The organism is Streptomyces sp. NPDC014006 (assembly GCF_043088925.1).
Lineage (GTDB): Bacteria > Actinomycetota > Actinomycetes > Streptomycetales > Streptomycetaceae > Streptomyces.
The window spans coordinates 1-15,168 of sequence record NZ_JBICAJ010000006.1 but is presented as its reverse complement, the minus strand read 5'-3'; the positions used below and the strand labels follow the sequence as shown (position 1 = coordinate 15,168).

The window sequence follows — 15,168 nt, the reverse complement described above, 5'->3', positions numbered from 1 at the left end:
TGATGCGGGTTCGAGCGCGACGGCCGATGCCGCGCACCGGGCCGCGCCGGGACGCTGGTGCCATGACCGACATCCCTGTCATCGAAGTCACCGATCTGCGCAAGTCCTACGGCGGCCGCGCGGTCGTCGACGGCGTCTCGTTCAGCGTCCGGGAGGGCGAGATCTTCGGGATCCTCGGCCCGAACGGCGCCGGCAAGACCACCACCGTCGAGTGCGTCGAGGGCCTGCGCGTCCCCGACGCCGGGCGGGTCCGGGTCACCGGCCTCGACCCCGTCGCCGACCGCGAGCAGGTCGCCCGGGTGCTCGGCGCGCAGCTCCAGCAGAGCGAACTGCAACCCAAACTCACCGTGCGCGAGGCCCTGGAGCTGTACGCCGCCTTCTACGACCGCCCGCTCGACTGGCGGCCGCTCGCCGAACGGCTGGGGCTGACGGAGAAGCTCACCACCCGCTTCGCCACCCTGTCCGGCGGGCAGAAGCAGCGGCTGTTCATCGCGCTCGCCCTGATCGGCAACCCCCGGGTCGTCGTCCTCGACGAGCTGACCACGGGCCTGGATCCGCGTTCGCGCCGCGACACCTGGCAGCTGATCGAGGACGTGCGGGCGAGCGGGGTCACCGTCCTGCTGGTCACCCACTTCATGGAGGAGGCCCAGCGGCTGTGCGACCGCGTCGCGGTGATCGACCGGGGCCGCGTCGCCGCCCTCGACACCCCCGAAGGGCTGATCCGCCGTTCGGCCGGCGCCACCGTCATCAGCTTCACCCCGTCCGCGCCGCTCGAGGAGAGCGCCCTCGCCGCGCTGCCGGCGCTCGCCCGCGTCGAGCACAAGGACGGCCGCGTCACGCTCTCCGGCACCGACGAGACCGTCAACGCCGTGATCACGCTCCTCGCCCGCCACCACATCACCGCCCACCAGCTGCGCGTCAACGACGCCACGCTCGACGACGCGTTCCTGGACCTGACGGAGGCCGCCCGATGAACGCCCTCAACCCCGCCGTGCTGCGCACCGAGATCCGGCTGTTCCGCCGCGAACCCGCCGCGCTCTTCTGGATCCTGCTCTTCCCGGCCCTGCTGCTGGCGATCCTCGGCTCCATCCCGTCCTTCCGGCACCCCGACGCCTCCCTCGGCGGCCTGCGCACCGTGGACGTCTACGTGCCGGTGGCGGTGCTGCTCGGCCTGATCGTCGGCGGTGTGCAGAGCCTGCCGCAGACCGTCACCGGCTACCGCGAGCGCGGCATCCTGCGCCGCATGTCCGCCACGCCCGTCCGCCCCTCCGCCCTGCTCGCCGCCCACATGCTGGTGTACGGCGGTGCCGCCCTGCTCTCCGCGCTGCTCGCGCTCGCCGTCGGCCGGATCGCATTCGACGTGGCCCTGCCCCGGCAGGCCGCCGGATACCTGCTCGCCCTGCTGCTGGCGACGGCGGCCGGCCTCGCGCTGGGCGCGGTGGTCACCGCGCTGTCGCGCACCACGAAGATCGCGAGCGCCATCGGCTCGGCGGTGTTCTTCCCGATGATGTTCTGCGCGGGCGTGTGGGTGCCGGTGCAGGCCATGCCGGACCTCCTCGCCCGGATCGTCGGCTGGACCCCGTTCGGCGCCGCCGCGCAGGCCCTGAACCAGGCCGCCGCCGGCCACTGGCCGGGCTGGGGCCACCTCGGGGTGCTCGCCGCCTGGACGGTGCTGCTGACGGGCGCGGCCGTGCGCTGGTTCCGCTGGGAGTGAGGAGCGCCGGGCGTGAGAAGCAGCCAGTGGGAGCGGGGAGCGGCATGAGCCGGCACAGGGACGGCCACGGGCAGACTGAGGGCATGGTCGCCAAGGACACCCAGCTCGAACAGCGGTGGGACCAGTTCCACCGCTGGGGCCCGTACGGGATGCTCGGCATCGCCACGCTCATCGCGGTGGCCACCCAGGACATCATGGCCGGGCCGGGCCGGCGGTACGCGGCCGCCGCACTCGTCGGCGTGGCGCTGCTGCTCCACCTGTACTGGGACCTGCGCCCGCACACCCCCGCCACCGGAACCGGAACCGGGCGCCGCCGCAGGACGCCCTCCCGCGCGGGCACGGTGTTCTACGCGGTGCGCTGGGCGATCGCCTTCGCGCTCACCTGGCTCAACCCCTTCTTCGCCCTGTACGCCGTCACCGGATACTTCGACGCCGACGAGCTGATCCCGGGACGGCGCCGGCACCGCATCGGCCTGTTCGCCACGTCCGTCACCCTGGCCGGCTCGCAGTCCGGCGGGATGCCCCCGAAGAACGCCTCGCAGTGGGGCGTGTTCTTCGGGATGCTGGTGGTCAACAACGTGCTGTGGATGGTCGTCGGCCACCTCACCCACCAGGAGGAGGAACGCTCCCGGGCCCGCGCCGACACCATCGTCGAACTGGAACGCACCAACACCGCGCTCCAGCAGGCCCTCGACGAGAACGCCGCCCTGCACGCCCAACTGCTCGTCCAGGCCCGCGAGGCCGGCGTCGCCGACGAGCGCCGCCGGCTGGCCGCCGAGATCCACGACACCCTCGCGCAGGGCCTGACCGGCATCATCGCCCAGCTCCAGGTCGTCGTGAACACCCCCGACCCGGACCTGGCCCGCGACCACACGGTGCGCGCGATGGACCTGGCGCGGCACAGCCTGGGCGAGGCCCGACGCTCCGTGCACAACCTCGCCCCGGCCGCCCTGGACCGCGACGAACTGCCCGAGGCGCTGAAGAAGACGGTCGCCGCCTGGGGCGAACGCACCGGCGTGCGCGCCGACTTCACCGTCACCGGCACCGCCGAGCAACTGCACGCCGAGGTCTCCGCCACGCTGCTGCGCATCGCCGAGGAAGCCCTCTCCAACACCGCCCGGCACGCGAACGCGACCCGCGCCGGAGTCACCCTGTCCTTCATGGGCGACGAGGTCGTCCTCGACATCCGCGACGACGGCCGCGGCTTCGACCCGCTCGCCCTGCCCGAGCGCAGCGACACCGGAGGCTTCGGACTCGGCGGCATGCGCGCCCGCGCCGAACGCATCGCCGGCTCCCTCACGGTGGAGTCCGAACCGGGGTACGGCACGGCCCTGTCGGCTCGCGTACCGTTGGTGCGCCATGACCGATGAGACGTCCTCTTCCCCGTCGATCTCCCTGCTGATCGTCGACGACCATCCCGTCGTACGGGACGGACTGCGCGGCATGTTCGCCTCCGCCCCCGGTTTCACCGTCCTCGGGGAGGCCGCGAACGGGGTGCAGGCCGTCGAGCGGGCCGCCGCCCTCGACCCGGACGTGGTCCTGATGGACCTCAGGATGCCGGGCGGCGGCGGGGTGGACGCCATCCGGGAGCTGACCCGGCGCGGCGCCCGCGCCCGCGTGCTCGTCCTGACGACGTACGACACCGACTCCGACACCCTGCCGGCGATCGAGGCCGGCGCGACCGGTTATCTGCTCAAGGACGCGCCCCGCGAGGAGCTGTTCACCGCGGTCCGGGCCGCGGCCGAGGGCCGCACGGTGCTGTCCCCGGCTGTGGCCTCCCGCCTGGTCTCGGCGGTCCGCGCACCCAGGTCCCCGGGCAACGAGCCGCTGTCCGCCCGCGAGCGGGAGGTGCTGGCGCTGGTCGCCAAGGGCACCTCCAACAAGGAGATCGCCCGCGAGCTGTTCATCAGCGAGGCCACGGTGAAGACCCACCTCACCCACCTGTACGCCAAACTCGGCGTCAACGACCGCGCGGCGGCGGTGGCGGTGGCTTACGACCGGGGGATCCTCGGCTGACCCCGCCGGATGGGAGCGCTGAGCCCTGAAGACGCAGGAGGTGTCGGCGCACCTCTCGGAAACCGCCTCCTCGCCTCCTTGTCTCCTCATGCCGGAAGGCCCCTCCGAATGTCTTTCATTCGTCGGGGCCTTCCTCGTTTTCCCTAAGCCTCAGTCCACCACCGGCTCGACGCGAACGGGGTCCGCGCCGCCCAGGTACAACATGCACCCCGCGTCCTCGTCGTCCGACTTGTCCAGCGGCAAGACATAGATTCCGGCCGTGGGGGCAGGGGACCAACCGAGATTGCGCGGAGGGTTGTACTCCTCGTAGTGCCCGACATAGAGGCGCGTCGGCGGAATGGAAACGGTACACACGTCCCCGGCGCTCAGCTCGGACGCCGCCGGCTGAACCTGGTAGGGAACCCACTCACCGACAGACTCCCCGCACGGCAGGGCAGTCGTTCCGTCCCACCGAAAGTTCGACGAGTTGTCGATCTCCCCCCACGGCCATTCCACGGTGACGTACCGGGCATTAGCCGAGACAACGCGAGCGCTCGCCGGCTCACAAGAGACGATCACTTCGTCGCCGACCTGAGGAATCATTTCCTGTCACCTTAAATTGGGCCGCCAGTGGAGCTGGTGCGCGTGGAAAGAAAACCACGCGCACCAGTTGATGCTACATATCACTGACGTCGCCAGAACATCCTGAACGGCGAGGCGTTGGGACCGCCGCGGAACCTCGGACCACCGATCACGATGTCCGGGTCTGTCGACAGAGCGGAGTGGCAACCCCAACAGACGTTGCGGGAGGCAGCGCCGAACACGACTTCCTCGTCGTCGGCCAGGCTGTTGAGAATCGTCGTCTCAGCGTGTCCTTCACCCTGGACGAATGCAGCCTGGGCCCACTTCGGCCAGCTGTCAGGAGCAGCTCCGTTGTGGTTGACAGCGGTACGGACCGTGATGTCCCCGGTGGTGGTGTTGCGCACCCCGACGACAGCCGTCGTTCCGTAGGTTCCCTGGTCTCCCCTGACGCCCGGAACCGTTTCGTTGGTCGCTCGGTGGCGGGCGTGTTGCAGGTAAGCGGCCGCAGCTTCGGCGTGTTCCGCTTCCTCCTCATAGGGGACGTCTCCACGACCGTTGCAATTGTGGACGAGGACCGATGTTCCGGACGCCACCACGTAGTACGTGTGGACGTCCGAGACCGTCAGGTTGTGGACGGTCCTGCCCTGGGCCGACCACCGGTTGATCGCGGTGATCTGGACGTGGGTGCCCGCGCTGGTCTGGAGCCACTGGCCGGTGTGGAGGTCGGTGGCCTTGATCCAGGTGTGGAGCTCGGGGACCCAGAAGGGGTGGCCGTCGGTCGCGGTGACCGAAGCAGTCTTGGTGCCCTTCTTGCCGTCGACGTCGATCGTGACCTTGACGAGGTGCTTGAGGCCGTGGCCCTTGATCTCGGCCGTGACCGTCTCGATGCGGCGTTCACCGGTCTTCGGGTCGGTCGTGACGACCTTGTCGCCGGTCTTGACCTTCTCGATCGGCTTGGTGGTGCCGTTGGCCAGGAGGACCTTCGTGCCGGGCACGAAGCTGTTGCACGTCCCGCCTCCGCCGGCCTTGCCCGAGCCGCCGCTGCCGCTGGTTCCGCCGTTGCTCTTGGAGGAGCCGCCGGACTTGCCGCCGGGCTTGGAGCCGCCACCTCCACCACCGTGAGACGACACCTTGGGAGCAGCCTTGGCCTGTGCCGCCTTGTGGCGGGGGTTGCCGGTCTTTCTGGCGGCCGCTGCCGCTCTGTCGGCTGTGCGTTTGGCTGCCTCGGCCGCCTTCTTTTTCGCTCTCTGCGCCGCGAGTTTCTTGGCGCGTTCGATGGCGAGTTTCTTGGCTCTCAGTGCCGCCCGTTCAGCGGCCTTGGCCGCCTTGAGGACGATCTCGGCTGCCTTCTTGGCCGCTCGGAAGGACTCGACGGCCTTGATGGTGCGCTTGACGGCCTTGATGACGGACGGGATCTTGCCGAGCTTGCTCCACGGGATGGCGTCGACCGCGATGCTGATGCAGGACCACATGTCGCCGCCGAAGCACGCCATGGCGTCGTTGATGCCGATGAAGTCCTTCAGCGTCTCCCACGCCACGGCCAGGATCACCGAGGTGAGGGACTTGCCCTGCATCGCCTGTGCCTGCGCGACCTGCGCCGCGGACAGACCCGCGCCCGCGAGGGCCGCGGCCCGCTCGGAAGCGGTCAGGGAGATCGCCAGACCCGACGGGTCGGAGAACGTCACCGGGTTGTTGTGCGCGTAGGCGTACCCGTTGGACTGCAGGACGTCGTTGAGGTCCAGGACCGGGTCGGCTGACAGGAAGCGTCCGACCACCGGGTCGTACAGACGAGCGCCGAGAGTCACGAAGCCGGAGCTGTCGTCGTTTGCCGCACCCAGGTATCCGGTGTGCGACTGCCGGTTGACGCCGACGGTGTCCGTACCGCGCTGGTTGCCGAACGGGTCCTGCTTGCGGATGCGCACCGACATGCCGCCGTCGAGGGCGACCTCGGCGTACGGACTGCCCTGGTGGTCGCCGGTGATGGCGACCAGCTTGTCGGCGCCGGTGCCGTAGGCGTAGCGCATGACCGCGCCGCCGGGGGCGTCGTAGGTGCGCTGCGTCTGGACCAGGACGCCGCCCTTCTGGACGGTCACCTCGGCCTCGCCCAGGCTGAGCGTGGCCTGCTTGCCCTTGATGGTCAGCAGGGCCGAACCGTCGGGGCCGTAGATGTAGCGGGTGTCGTTCTGCGGTGCCCACAGCTGCTCGGCCTTGGTGGCGTCGCAGGCGGCGAGCACGATCGGGGTCGAGTTCGCCGAGTTGGCGCCCTGGACCACCAGGCACAGGCCCGAAGCCACGTGGGTGAGCTGGCCGGAGGCGTTGCGCTTGAGCTCCTGGCCGGCCGAGCCGTCGCACTTCTGGATCTGCACAGCCGACCCGGCGGTGTTGCCGGCGGGCTGGACGCACCAGTTGTCGTAGACGTTCAGCGTGCCCTGGTCGGGACTGGTCCCGCCCGGGGTCGGGCTGAAGCGCCAGTTCTGCGCCGGGGAGGCGTTGCAGCCGTAGAGCTGGATCGCTGTTCCGGCCACAGCCAGACCGCTCTTGAGGTCGAGGCACTTGTCGGCGAGACCCACGTACGGGGTCTTGCCGCCGGAGCCGGCACCCGTGATCCGGTCGACCTTGCCGTCGAACGTCCAGGACAGGGACTGCTTGTCGCCGTTCTGGAGGCTGGTGATGGTCTTGGTCTCGCCGGTGAGCTCGTACAGACGCTCCGCCTCGGCCTTGACCTGTGCGCCGGCCGGCGTGGTGTAGGTCTTGGACACCTTGGTCAGCGTGTGCGGCTGGGTGCCGTCGGCCTTGCCGTAGGCGTAGGTGGTGGTGGCGTCCTTGGCGGTGTTGCCGGTGAGGTCCTTCTCGGTCAGCTTGGTGCGGTTGCCGAGGAGGTCGTACTCGTACTCCTGCCAGTAGCCGGACTTGTCGGTGCCCGGTGCCACGTTCAGCGAGCCGTCGGTGTTCTTCGGGGCGGTACAGGCGTTCTGGTCCTTGGAGGTCCAGGCCGTCTTCAGCTGACCCAGCGGGTCGTAGGCGAAGCACTGGCGCTCGTCGATGCCGGTCGCCGACTCCTGGATGGAGGTGACGTTGCCGGACGGGTCGTAGGTGTACGACCGCTTGGAGACGAGGTTGCCGGGGACCACGGACTGGTCTGCGCCGTTGGTGGCGCCCTTCTCGCGGTAGACCTGCTGGTCCTTGAGCTCGCCGCTGGACTCGTCGTAGGCCGACTGGGTCCAGACCCGGTAGGGCTGGGCGCCGAGCGTGGAGCGCAGGACCTGGCCGTAGGGGTCGTAGACCGTCTCGGAGCCGTACCAGTCCTTGCCGGAGAGGGAGAGCGGCTTGCCGTCCTTGTTGTAGCGGACGACGATCTTCTCCGAGGCCAGCTTGCCGACCTTCGGCAGCGTCGACTCTTCGAGCACCCCGTTGTCGGCGTACTTGTAGGAGTAGGTGTAGGAGGAGTCCAGGCCCCAGCTGGAGGCCAGGGTGGTGGGCAGGGTCAGCGTGGTCGAGGTCGGCTGGTAGTCCTTGGTGTAGCCGTCGACCTGCTGGGTGTAGGCCTCACCGTCGGTGTAGCGGGTGGCGGTGTAGGGCAGGCCCTTGCCGCCCGGCGCCAGGTCGTAGGTGAAGTTTGCGAGCAGGGTGCCGGACGCGTTGTTCAGGCGCTGCTCGGTCGGGCGGGAGATGGCGTCGTAGCCGTTCCAGACCGTGACGCCTCGCGCGTTGGTCGAGGTCAGCGGCCGGTCGTGGCTGTCATACGACGTCCGCATCGTACCCGTGTCCGGGTCGGTGGCGGAGTCCTGACGGCCGCGGTGGTCGTACGTCCACGTCCAGGAGTGCGTGGTGTCGGCGGAGTTGGTCGCCTTAACCAGCTGGCCGAGCGCGTTGTACTGGTAGCGCATCGACGTGAAGCCGCCGGGCGCGTCCGGGTTGAACGTGTCGACCCGCTGGGTGCGGCCGAGCGCGTCGGTGTAGACGCGGTAGTCGGAGACGCCGGCCGGGCTGTCAACCTTCGACCAGTCCATGCCGTACTCGTACTTGATGGCACGCGCATCGACCGGCTGCGACGTGGTCTCGCCCGTGAGCGGGTCGGCGACCTTGAGGACCGGGGTCTCCTGGAGCACGCGCCCGGAGCCGTCGTAGGTGTAGCGGGTGATGTTGGGGACCTGCGTGTCGGCCTCGGGGGAGAAGAGCTCGCCGGGCTTGGACTCGTAGGTCAGATAGGCGTTGTTGGTCTGCCAGACCTCACCGGAGCTGTTGTACAGCGTGTCGGTGATCAGCCAGCCGCCGCCGTCTGCTTCTTCCTGCGTCTGGCGCTCGCGGCCGAGGCCGTCGTAGAGGGTGACGGAGGTGTCGATCTTGTCGTTGTAGCCGCGCGAGTAGGTGGTGACGTAGGACGGCTTGCGGTCCTCGCCCTCCACGTACGGCGGGACGGTGTAGACGGCGCGGAAGTCCGGCACCGCGGTGTCGGACGGAGCGCGGTCCGCCGCCCAGGCCTTCTCGAGGCGACCCAGCGGGTCGAACTCGGCCTGCGTGACGTGACCGTTGGCGTCCGTGGTCTTGGTCGTGGTGCCACGGCCGGGCTCGATCTCACGGATTTCGGAGTGACCGACGGCGTTGGTCTCGGTGACCTTGAAGACCTGGCCGGTGGCCGGCTCGTAGGTGAGGAGGGCCGAGGTCTTGTGGTCGGTGTCGGTCGTGCGGGTGACGCGGCCGATGGCGTCGAACTCGCTCGTACCGTCCGACTGCCAGCCGGTGCCGTCACCGTTGATCGACCAGGATTCCGACGACTCACCCTTGGTGGTGTCCGCGAGCGCGACACCATACGCCTGGCCGTCGTACGCGGTCCGCATACCGCTGCTCAGCGAACCGAGGTTGCTGAAGTCGGCCGCCGCGCAAGTGGTCGGCGAGACCAGCACCTGCTTGGTCAGCCCGATGATGTTCTTGGCGGTGTTGTGGATGTATTCGGACTTGGTGCAGGACTCGTCGCCGGTCTTGCCGGTGTCACCGAGGGACTCCACCAGCACGGGCAGACCGTAGGTCGGCTCGTACGTCGTGTGGGTCTTGACGATCCGCTCGGTGCGGGTGTCGTCGCTGTTGGTGCCGGATGCCTTCGTGTACGCGATCTCGTCGGGCTCCGTGACGCGCCAGGCGCGCAGCGGGTCGAGGCCGTCGTCGCGGTCGCGGTGGGCCAGCTCGGTGGCTTCCGGGACGGTGATCGAACGCGACACCCACGCGGTGTCGGCGTCGTCGGCGTTGTCGTAGTCGAGCTCTTCCGCGATGCGGCCGGCGAACGCTTCGCGGTCCTTGGCGATCTCGGTGCCGGTGATGTCCTTCACGGACACGGTGTCACCCATGCCGCGGAAGTACCGCGTCACCGCCTTGGAGCGCTTGGAGCCGATCGTCGCGTCGTCGGTGCCGGTGATGACGGTGGTCTGCTCGACGCCCGCGAACGTTGAGTACGTGCGGGTGGACTTCTTCGTGAATTCCTGGTCGGCGAGCTTCCAGCCCGGGTTCTTGTAGAGGTAGGCCGTCTTCGTGGCGAACGCGCCGTCGACGTTGGGGAGTTCCTCGATGGAGTCCACGACGTACTTGTGGAACCAGTCGATGTCCTCGACCTCGGGGTCCGGCGCCCAGAACGACGGATAGCACAGGCGGGTGTTCGCCTTCAGCCCGGCGGTGTCCGTCTTGTCCGGCAGATTCGTGCCGGTCGCGCAGTCACCCTCGGGCTTCTTGTACGTGACGACGGTCTCCCCGCCGTACTCGTTGATGACACGCGCGATCCGCAGCCGGGAAAAGCCCGGGCGGGGGTCGTTGGGGCGCATCACCCGGTTGGGCATGTCCTCGGCGTTGGACTCGAAACGCACCGCGTTCATGGTGACGCTTCGGTCCGTGCTGCCGTTGCGGGCATAACCCGTGCGCTGCACCGACTCCAGCCACAGCGCCGTGTTCGGGCCCGTCTTCAGCACGGGGAAGCTCTGGGTGAGCGTGTAGCGGTCCACGACCTGGCGGGCGGTGGTGTCCGTGCGGCGCTGCGCGGAGGTCTGGATCTGGGTGAGGCGCTTGCGGCTCCAGAAGGAGGGGCCGGCGTTCCAGCACTTCGTCTTGTAGGTGGAGGTGACCTGCTTGCAGTTCAGGTCGGCCGGGGTGTCGTACCAGATGCGGTACTTGCCCGGGTCCTTGTCCTCGAAGTTGGCGTCCGAGCAGGTCAGGGTGCCCTCGGGCAGGCAGCGCTCGGCGACGGTGAAGTTCACCCGCGCCGGAGCGGTCGCGGAGAAGAGGGTGTCCTTGCGCTGGCCGTAGTCGATGTGGTCGAGCCAGCCGTCACGGTCGTAGACGACCGGCGCCTTGAAGTCGAAGTTGCGGGCGTAGTAGTTCTGCGCCTTCTTCCACCACAGGGACATCGCGTTGCCGTGGATGTCCTCGACGTAGTCGAGGTTCCAGCGCCAGCCCTGGGTGCACCACGAGTGGGCCCAGTCACCGGCCTTGTAGCAGTCCTCACCCTCGTGGTTGCCGTACACCGGCACGTTCAGCACCGAGTCGGTCGTCGGCTGGCCCGACGCCCAACCGGGAAGCTTGTTCATGCCGAAGTAGTAGCGGGTGCCGTCGCGGGTGGTGACGACCCAGTACTCGCCGTTGCGGGCGCCGTTGGCGTTGTCCGTGTCGGTGAGGCGCTCGATCTTCGAGCCGTCGCCGTTGGCGGTGAACCACTTGCCCTGGGTCTTGTCCCAGACCAGCTCGGTGGTCATCCCGCCCAGCGACAGCGTCGCGTTGTCCGAACCCCAGCACAGATCCGCCGTGCGGTGCGTCTTGTTGTTCGACCCGTCCTTCTTGGAGTCCTCGCGGCAGTTGGCGTACGTGCGGGTGATCGAGCCGGGGTTGTAGTCCCAGCCGTCACCGACCCACGAGGCCTGGTTGTTCGTCGCCGACGTACGGCCGTCCACCGACTGCGAGGAGTAGCCGAGGGAGATCTTCGGCATCAGACCGCCGGCGGTCTCCGGCACCTGCACGTCATAGGAGTACGTGAAGGCTCCGGAAGAAGAACCCGCAGCCCAGGAACCGGAGGACAGCAGCGGGCTCGCCGTGAAGTCACCGCTCGCGGACGCGCCGGTGTCCATCGCGCCGATCACCTGCGGACCCGAGGCGTCCACCACAGGCAGCACGTCGGTGCTCTTGTAGGACGCGGTGCGAGCCGACGCCTTCGACGTGGTCGTACCCGCGTTGCCGCCCAGCAGGTCCCCGACCGGCACCGAACCGGTCAGGATCTTGCGGTTCTTGGCTTTCGCGGCGGCCTTGGTCTTCGTCGGCGCCTTGTCCGCCGCGACGACCTTCACCGAGGACCGCAGCCGCTCGGGCTGCACGTCGGTCTTGCCCGACATCGTGGTCGTGCCCGCGTCGGTGGCACAGTCACCCGTGTCCGGGGCGTCCATGACACAGTTCGGCAGCAGGACCAGACCGAAACGGTCGGCGGCCTGCGGGCCGTACAGGTCGGCGAAGCTCGTGGTGTCGACGGCGATGGAGACCTGCGCGGCCGGGTCGGCGTCCGCCGGCGGCGTGACCTTCATGATCATGCCGGAGACGTTCGCGTCCTGCGACGCCGTCGGCGCCGCCAGATCGACCTTCCACGTACCGTCGATCGCCGCCGGATCGGTGCCCGCGGGCACCCCGACGGCGATCGGCAGGTCCTCGACCGGAACCGTCGTGCCCGGCGTGGCGTCCGCGGCCAGCGTCGCGACACCGCTGTCCTGCGCCCACGGCGTGACCGCCGTCGGGGCATACGGATCGACGGGCACCTCGGGCGCCGTGGTGAGGTTCTTCTCCGCTTCCTCGTCCGCGTCCAGCGCGGTCGGCTTCGGCAGATCGGGGAGCTTGACCTCCTCCCGGTTCATGCCGGGGCCGGGTATCGCCCACGCCTCCGAACCGAGACTGCTCACCAACAAGGCCGTGGACAACAAAAGGACGGTCGCCGCGCGGCTTTGCCGGCGGCGCCGTCGTTGTGACTCCGTCATCGCCGGGCGCCAACGCCCCAGCCACGACGGTGGACTATCAGCGCGCATACGCGTCGACCCCACCAAGGCATGCAAGAAAAACGACAGATGGAATCCGCACCCTCTGTCATGACCCCCACACGCTTCAACAGCGATCCGTGAAGGTTCCCGCAGCCGAAGTGATCTGCGACACGGGATAAGAACTGACGTGCTGTCAAGTTCGGGTTATTAGTCGGCAAAGAAGTGAAAGCCGTCCATACGGCCACACTCAAGGCGGCCAAAAGCCGCACATGACGCATCGTCAAGTAATCGTCTAGGGTTCCCCATCCAAGCGTCACAACTTCATAAATTCTTCATGTGTGGACTGGGTGTGCCGAACGTGTGATCGTGTGCGCGACCTTGCCCCGCGGCCTGCCGACCGGGGCCGTTCGTGCTGTCCGTATCCGCTTGGTCCACACGGGAGTAGATCGCCGCCGTGTCCGCGCCGCATCGTTTTCTCAGCCCCTTCGTGCGCACGCGCACCAGGCTGGCTGTCACCCTCGGCCTTGTACTGGCCGCCCTGACCGCAGCTCTGTTGCCCTGGTGGCAACCCGACGAAGCCTCACCACCCGAGGCCGGCAAGGCCACCGACGCCCGCCAGGCCTCAACGGGCCCGCGTGACGAGAAGGCCGCGCAGGCCGAGGCCAAGCGGACCCGCAAGCAGGTCCTGATCGACACCGCGACCACGGCGACCTCGCAGACGTGGGCGCTGCCCGACGGCAAGCTGCGCACCCGGATGACAGCGACGCCGACCCGGGCGAAGACCGCGAGCGGTACCTGGGCTGCGATCGACAACCACCTGCGCCGGGTGAAGAACGCCCCGCGCAACCTGGGTGTCCAGCCCGTCAACGCCGCCCAGCCGATCCGCTTCTCCAGCGGCACCAAGGCCGCCCACGCCGACCGCTCCCTCTCCCGCGCGCCCCTGGCGGAAGGCCAGGACACGGTGCTGGCCGAGGTCGACATCGCCGGACACACCGTCGCCTACACCTGGCCCGGCACCCTGCCCGAGCCCGTCCTCGACGGCCCGCGCGCCCTCTACCCCGAAGTCCTTCCCGGCGTCGACCTGTTGCTGGTCGCCCGTGAAGAGGGCGGCTTCGCCCAGCTGCTCATCGTCAAGAACAAGGAAGCCGCGCAGTCCAAGGCGCTGGCCACCCTCAACTACGGCCTGCGCTCCGCCACGGCCGTCTTCCACCACGACCCCGGCACCGGCCGCATCCTGATCCAGGACAAGGCGGGCAAGGAACTCGGCTCCATCCCCACCCCGTTCGCGTGGGACTCCGCCGGCCGCGACCCCGAGCTCGACGAGGGCAAGGGCACCCCACGCACCTCCACGGCCACCGCCTCTGACGTACTCAAGCTGTCGGGCCTGTCCGGAATCGAGCCCGGCGCCCACAGCGCCCCCATGCCCGTGAAGCTGGACGGTGACGGCACCGGCACCACCCGCCTCGACCTGAACGCCGCGCAGAGCGGCCTGTTCACGAAGGCGGACACGAAGTACCCCGTCTTCGTCGACCCCACCCTCAACAGTGCGTGGCTGGCCTGGACGGTGGCCTACAAGCCCTACCCGAACTCCTCCTTCTGGAACGGCACCAACTTCTCCTCCGGCACCTCCGACGCCCGCGTCGGCTACGAGAGCGAGACCGGCGGCACCGCCCGCTCGTTCTGGCGGATGAACTACAGCACCAGCCTCAAGGGCGCCACGATCTCCTCGGCGACCTTCAAGGTCCTCAACAACCACTCCTGGTCCTGCACCACCCGCGAGTTCCAGTTCGCCATCACCGGCGCGATCTCCTCCGGCACCACCTGGAACAAGCAGCCCAGCTGGTCCACCGTGCAGCAGAAGAAGTCCTTCGCACACGGCTGGTCCTCCACGTCCTGCCCGGACGAGTACGAGGACTTCAACGTCAAGGACGCAGCCCAGAAGGGCGCCGACGGCGGCTGGTCCAACATCACCTTCGGTATCCGCGCCACCAGCGAGTCCGACGTCCAGACCTGGCGCAAGTTCAAGGCCACCTCCGCCACCATGGAGGTCGTCTACAACCGCCCGCCCTCCGAGCCCACCGGCGGCAAGACCACCCCCGGCGGCACCTGCTCCGTCGGCGGCTCCGGCCCCACCGTCGGCAAGACCAACATCGTCCTGTCGGCCAACGCCAAGGACCCGGACGGCAACCTGAGCAAGCTGCGCTTCCGCTTCTGGAAGACCGGCGGCACCGTGCCCTCCGGCACCCTGGTCACCCCGTCCTCCACCGGCACCGCCACCCTCACCATCCCCGCCACCTTCCCGCTGGAGGACAAGGCCACCTACTCCTGGGACGTGCGCGCCGAGGACTCCGGCGGCCTGGTCTCCTCCTACTACCCGCCCGGCACCGACCCCTGCCGCCTCAACGTCGACGCCAGCGCCCCGCCGCAGCCCACCGTCGACAGCGACGTCTTCCCCGAAGCCACCCCCGACGGCCAGACCTGGTCCACCGTCAAGTTCGGCGGCACCGGCGCGGTCACCTTCACCTCCCCCGGCGCCACGAAGTTCCGCTGGTCCATCGAGGGCAACAACCCCGTCGACGTCACCGCGACCAGCGGCGCCGCCACCGTCAGCGCACTGGCACCCGCCCACGCGGGCCCCAACACCCTCCAGGTCTACGCCTACGACGCCTCGGGCAACGCCAGCAAGCGCACCGACTACACCTTCTACGTCCCCCCACGCGACACGGCCGACGGCCCGATGGACACCACCGGTGACTCCAAGCCCGGTGAGGCCAAGCCCGACCTGCTGATCGTCAACGCGGACGGCAACCTGCGCACCTGCGTCGGCGGCACCGACGGCGACCTGTACAACTGCCTCACCGCCTCCTACGACGACAGCGGCAA

Annotated in this window: 7 protein-coding genes; 5 read left to right on the top strand and 2 right to left on the bottom strand. The window is 69.0% G+C overall.

The features are described 5' to 3' along the window. The first annotated feature begins 62 nt into the window (after positions 1-62). The 4 genes from ACF1GV_RS20940 to ACF1GV_RS20925 all read left to right on the top strand — a co-directional run bounded on the left by ACF1GV_RS20940 (position 63) and on the right by ACF1GV_RS20925 (position 3,730). Positions 63-974 carry an ABC transporter ATP-binding protein gene (locus tag ACF1GV_RS20940; RefSeq protein WP_391682985.1) on the top strand — a complete coding sequence of 304 codons (912 nt, stop codon included), beginning with the start codon at positions 63-65 and terminating at the stop codon, positions 972-974. Beyond that, the gene (locus ACF1GV_RS20935) at positions 971-1,714 is read left to right on the top strand and encodes an ABC transporter permease (protein WP_391682982.1); all 744 of its coding nucleotides are present in this window, start codon (positions 971-973) and stop codon (positions 1,712-1,714) included. Before ACF1GV_RS20940 ends, ACF1GV_RS20935 begins: the two co-directional genes overlap by 4 nt. A gap of 83 nt (positions 1,715-1,797) precedes the next feature. Next, positions 1,798-3,084, top strand: coding sequence for a sensor histidine kinase (locus ACF1GV_RS20930; protein ID WP_391684005.1), 1,287 nt, complete (start codon positions 1,798-1,800; stop codon positions 3,082-3,084). After that, on the top strand, positions 3,074-3,730 hold the full coding sequence (locus ACF1GV_RS20925) for a response regulator (protein WP_391682979.1): 657 nt from the start codon (positions 3,074-3,076) through the stop codon (positions 3,728-3,730). Before ACF1GV_RS20930 ends, ACF1GV_RS20925 begins: the two co-directional genes overlap by 11 nt. Before the next feature lie 150 nt (positions 3,731-3,880). Here the strand turns inward: ACF1GV_RS20925 and ACF1GV_RS20920 are convergent, their stop codons facing one another. Together ACF1GV_RS20920 and ACF1GV_RS20915 are read right to left on the bottom strand one after the other, a co-directional pair. Beyond that, the gene (locus ACF1GV_RS20920; protein ID WP_391682976.1) at positions 3,881-4,312 is read right to left on the bottom strand and encodes a hypothetical protein; all 432 of its coding nucleotides are present in this window, start codon (positions 4,310-4,312) and stop codon (positions 3,881-3,883) included. Positions 4,313-4,392: 80 nt separating this feature from the next. After that, positions 4,393-12,165, bottom strand: a complete 7,773-nt coding sequence (locus tag ACF1GV_RS20915) for a ricin-type beta-trefoil lectin domain protein (RefSeq protein ID WP_391684003.1) — start codon at positions 12,163-12,165, stop codon at positions 4,393-4,395. A gap of 574 nt (positions 12,166-12,739) precedes the next feature. Between ACF1GV_RS20915 and ACF1GV_RS20910 the strand changes: the two genes are divergently transcribed. Further along, the coding region (locus ACF1GV_RS20910) for a DNRLRE domain-containing protein (protein WP_391682973.1) at positions 12,740-15,168 on the top strand (2,429 nt) is incomplete at its 3' end.

What these genes read in the sequence shown, in the direction of transcription:
- ACF1GV_RS20940 (WP_391682985.1), top strand. Translation starts at nt 63, where the DNA reads ATGACCGACATCCCTGTCATCGAAGTCACCGATCTGCGCAAGTCCTAC.
- ACF1GV_RS20935 (WP_391682982.1), top strand. Translation starts at nt 971, where the DNA reads ATGAACGCCCTCAACCCCGCCGTGCTGCGCACCGAGATCCGGCTGTTC.
- ACF1GV_RS20930 (WP_391684005.1), top strand. Translation starts at nt 1,798, where the DNA reads ATGGTCGCCAAGGACACCCAGCTCGAACAGCGGTGGGACCAGTTCCAC.
- ACF1GV_RS20925 (WP_391682979.1), top strand. Translation starts at nt 3,074, where the DNA reads ATGACCGATGAGACGTCCTCTTCCCCGTCGATCTCCCTGCTGATCGTC.
- ACF1GV_RS20920 (WP_391682976.1), bottom strand. Translation starts at nt 4,312, where the DNA reads ATGATTCCTCAGGTCGGCGACGAAGTGATCGTCTCTTGTGAGCCGGCG.
- ACF1GV_RS20915 (WP_391684003.1), bottom strand. Translation starts at nt 12,165, where the DNA reads ATGAACCGGGAGGAGGTCAAGCTCCCCGATCTGCCGAAGCCGACCGCG.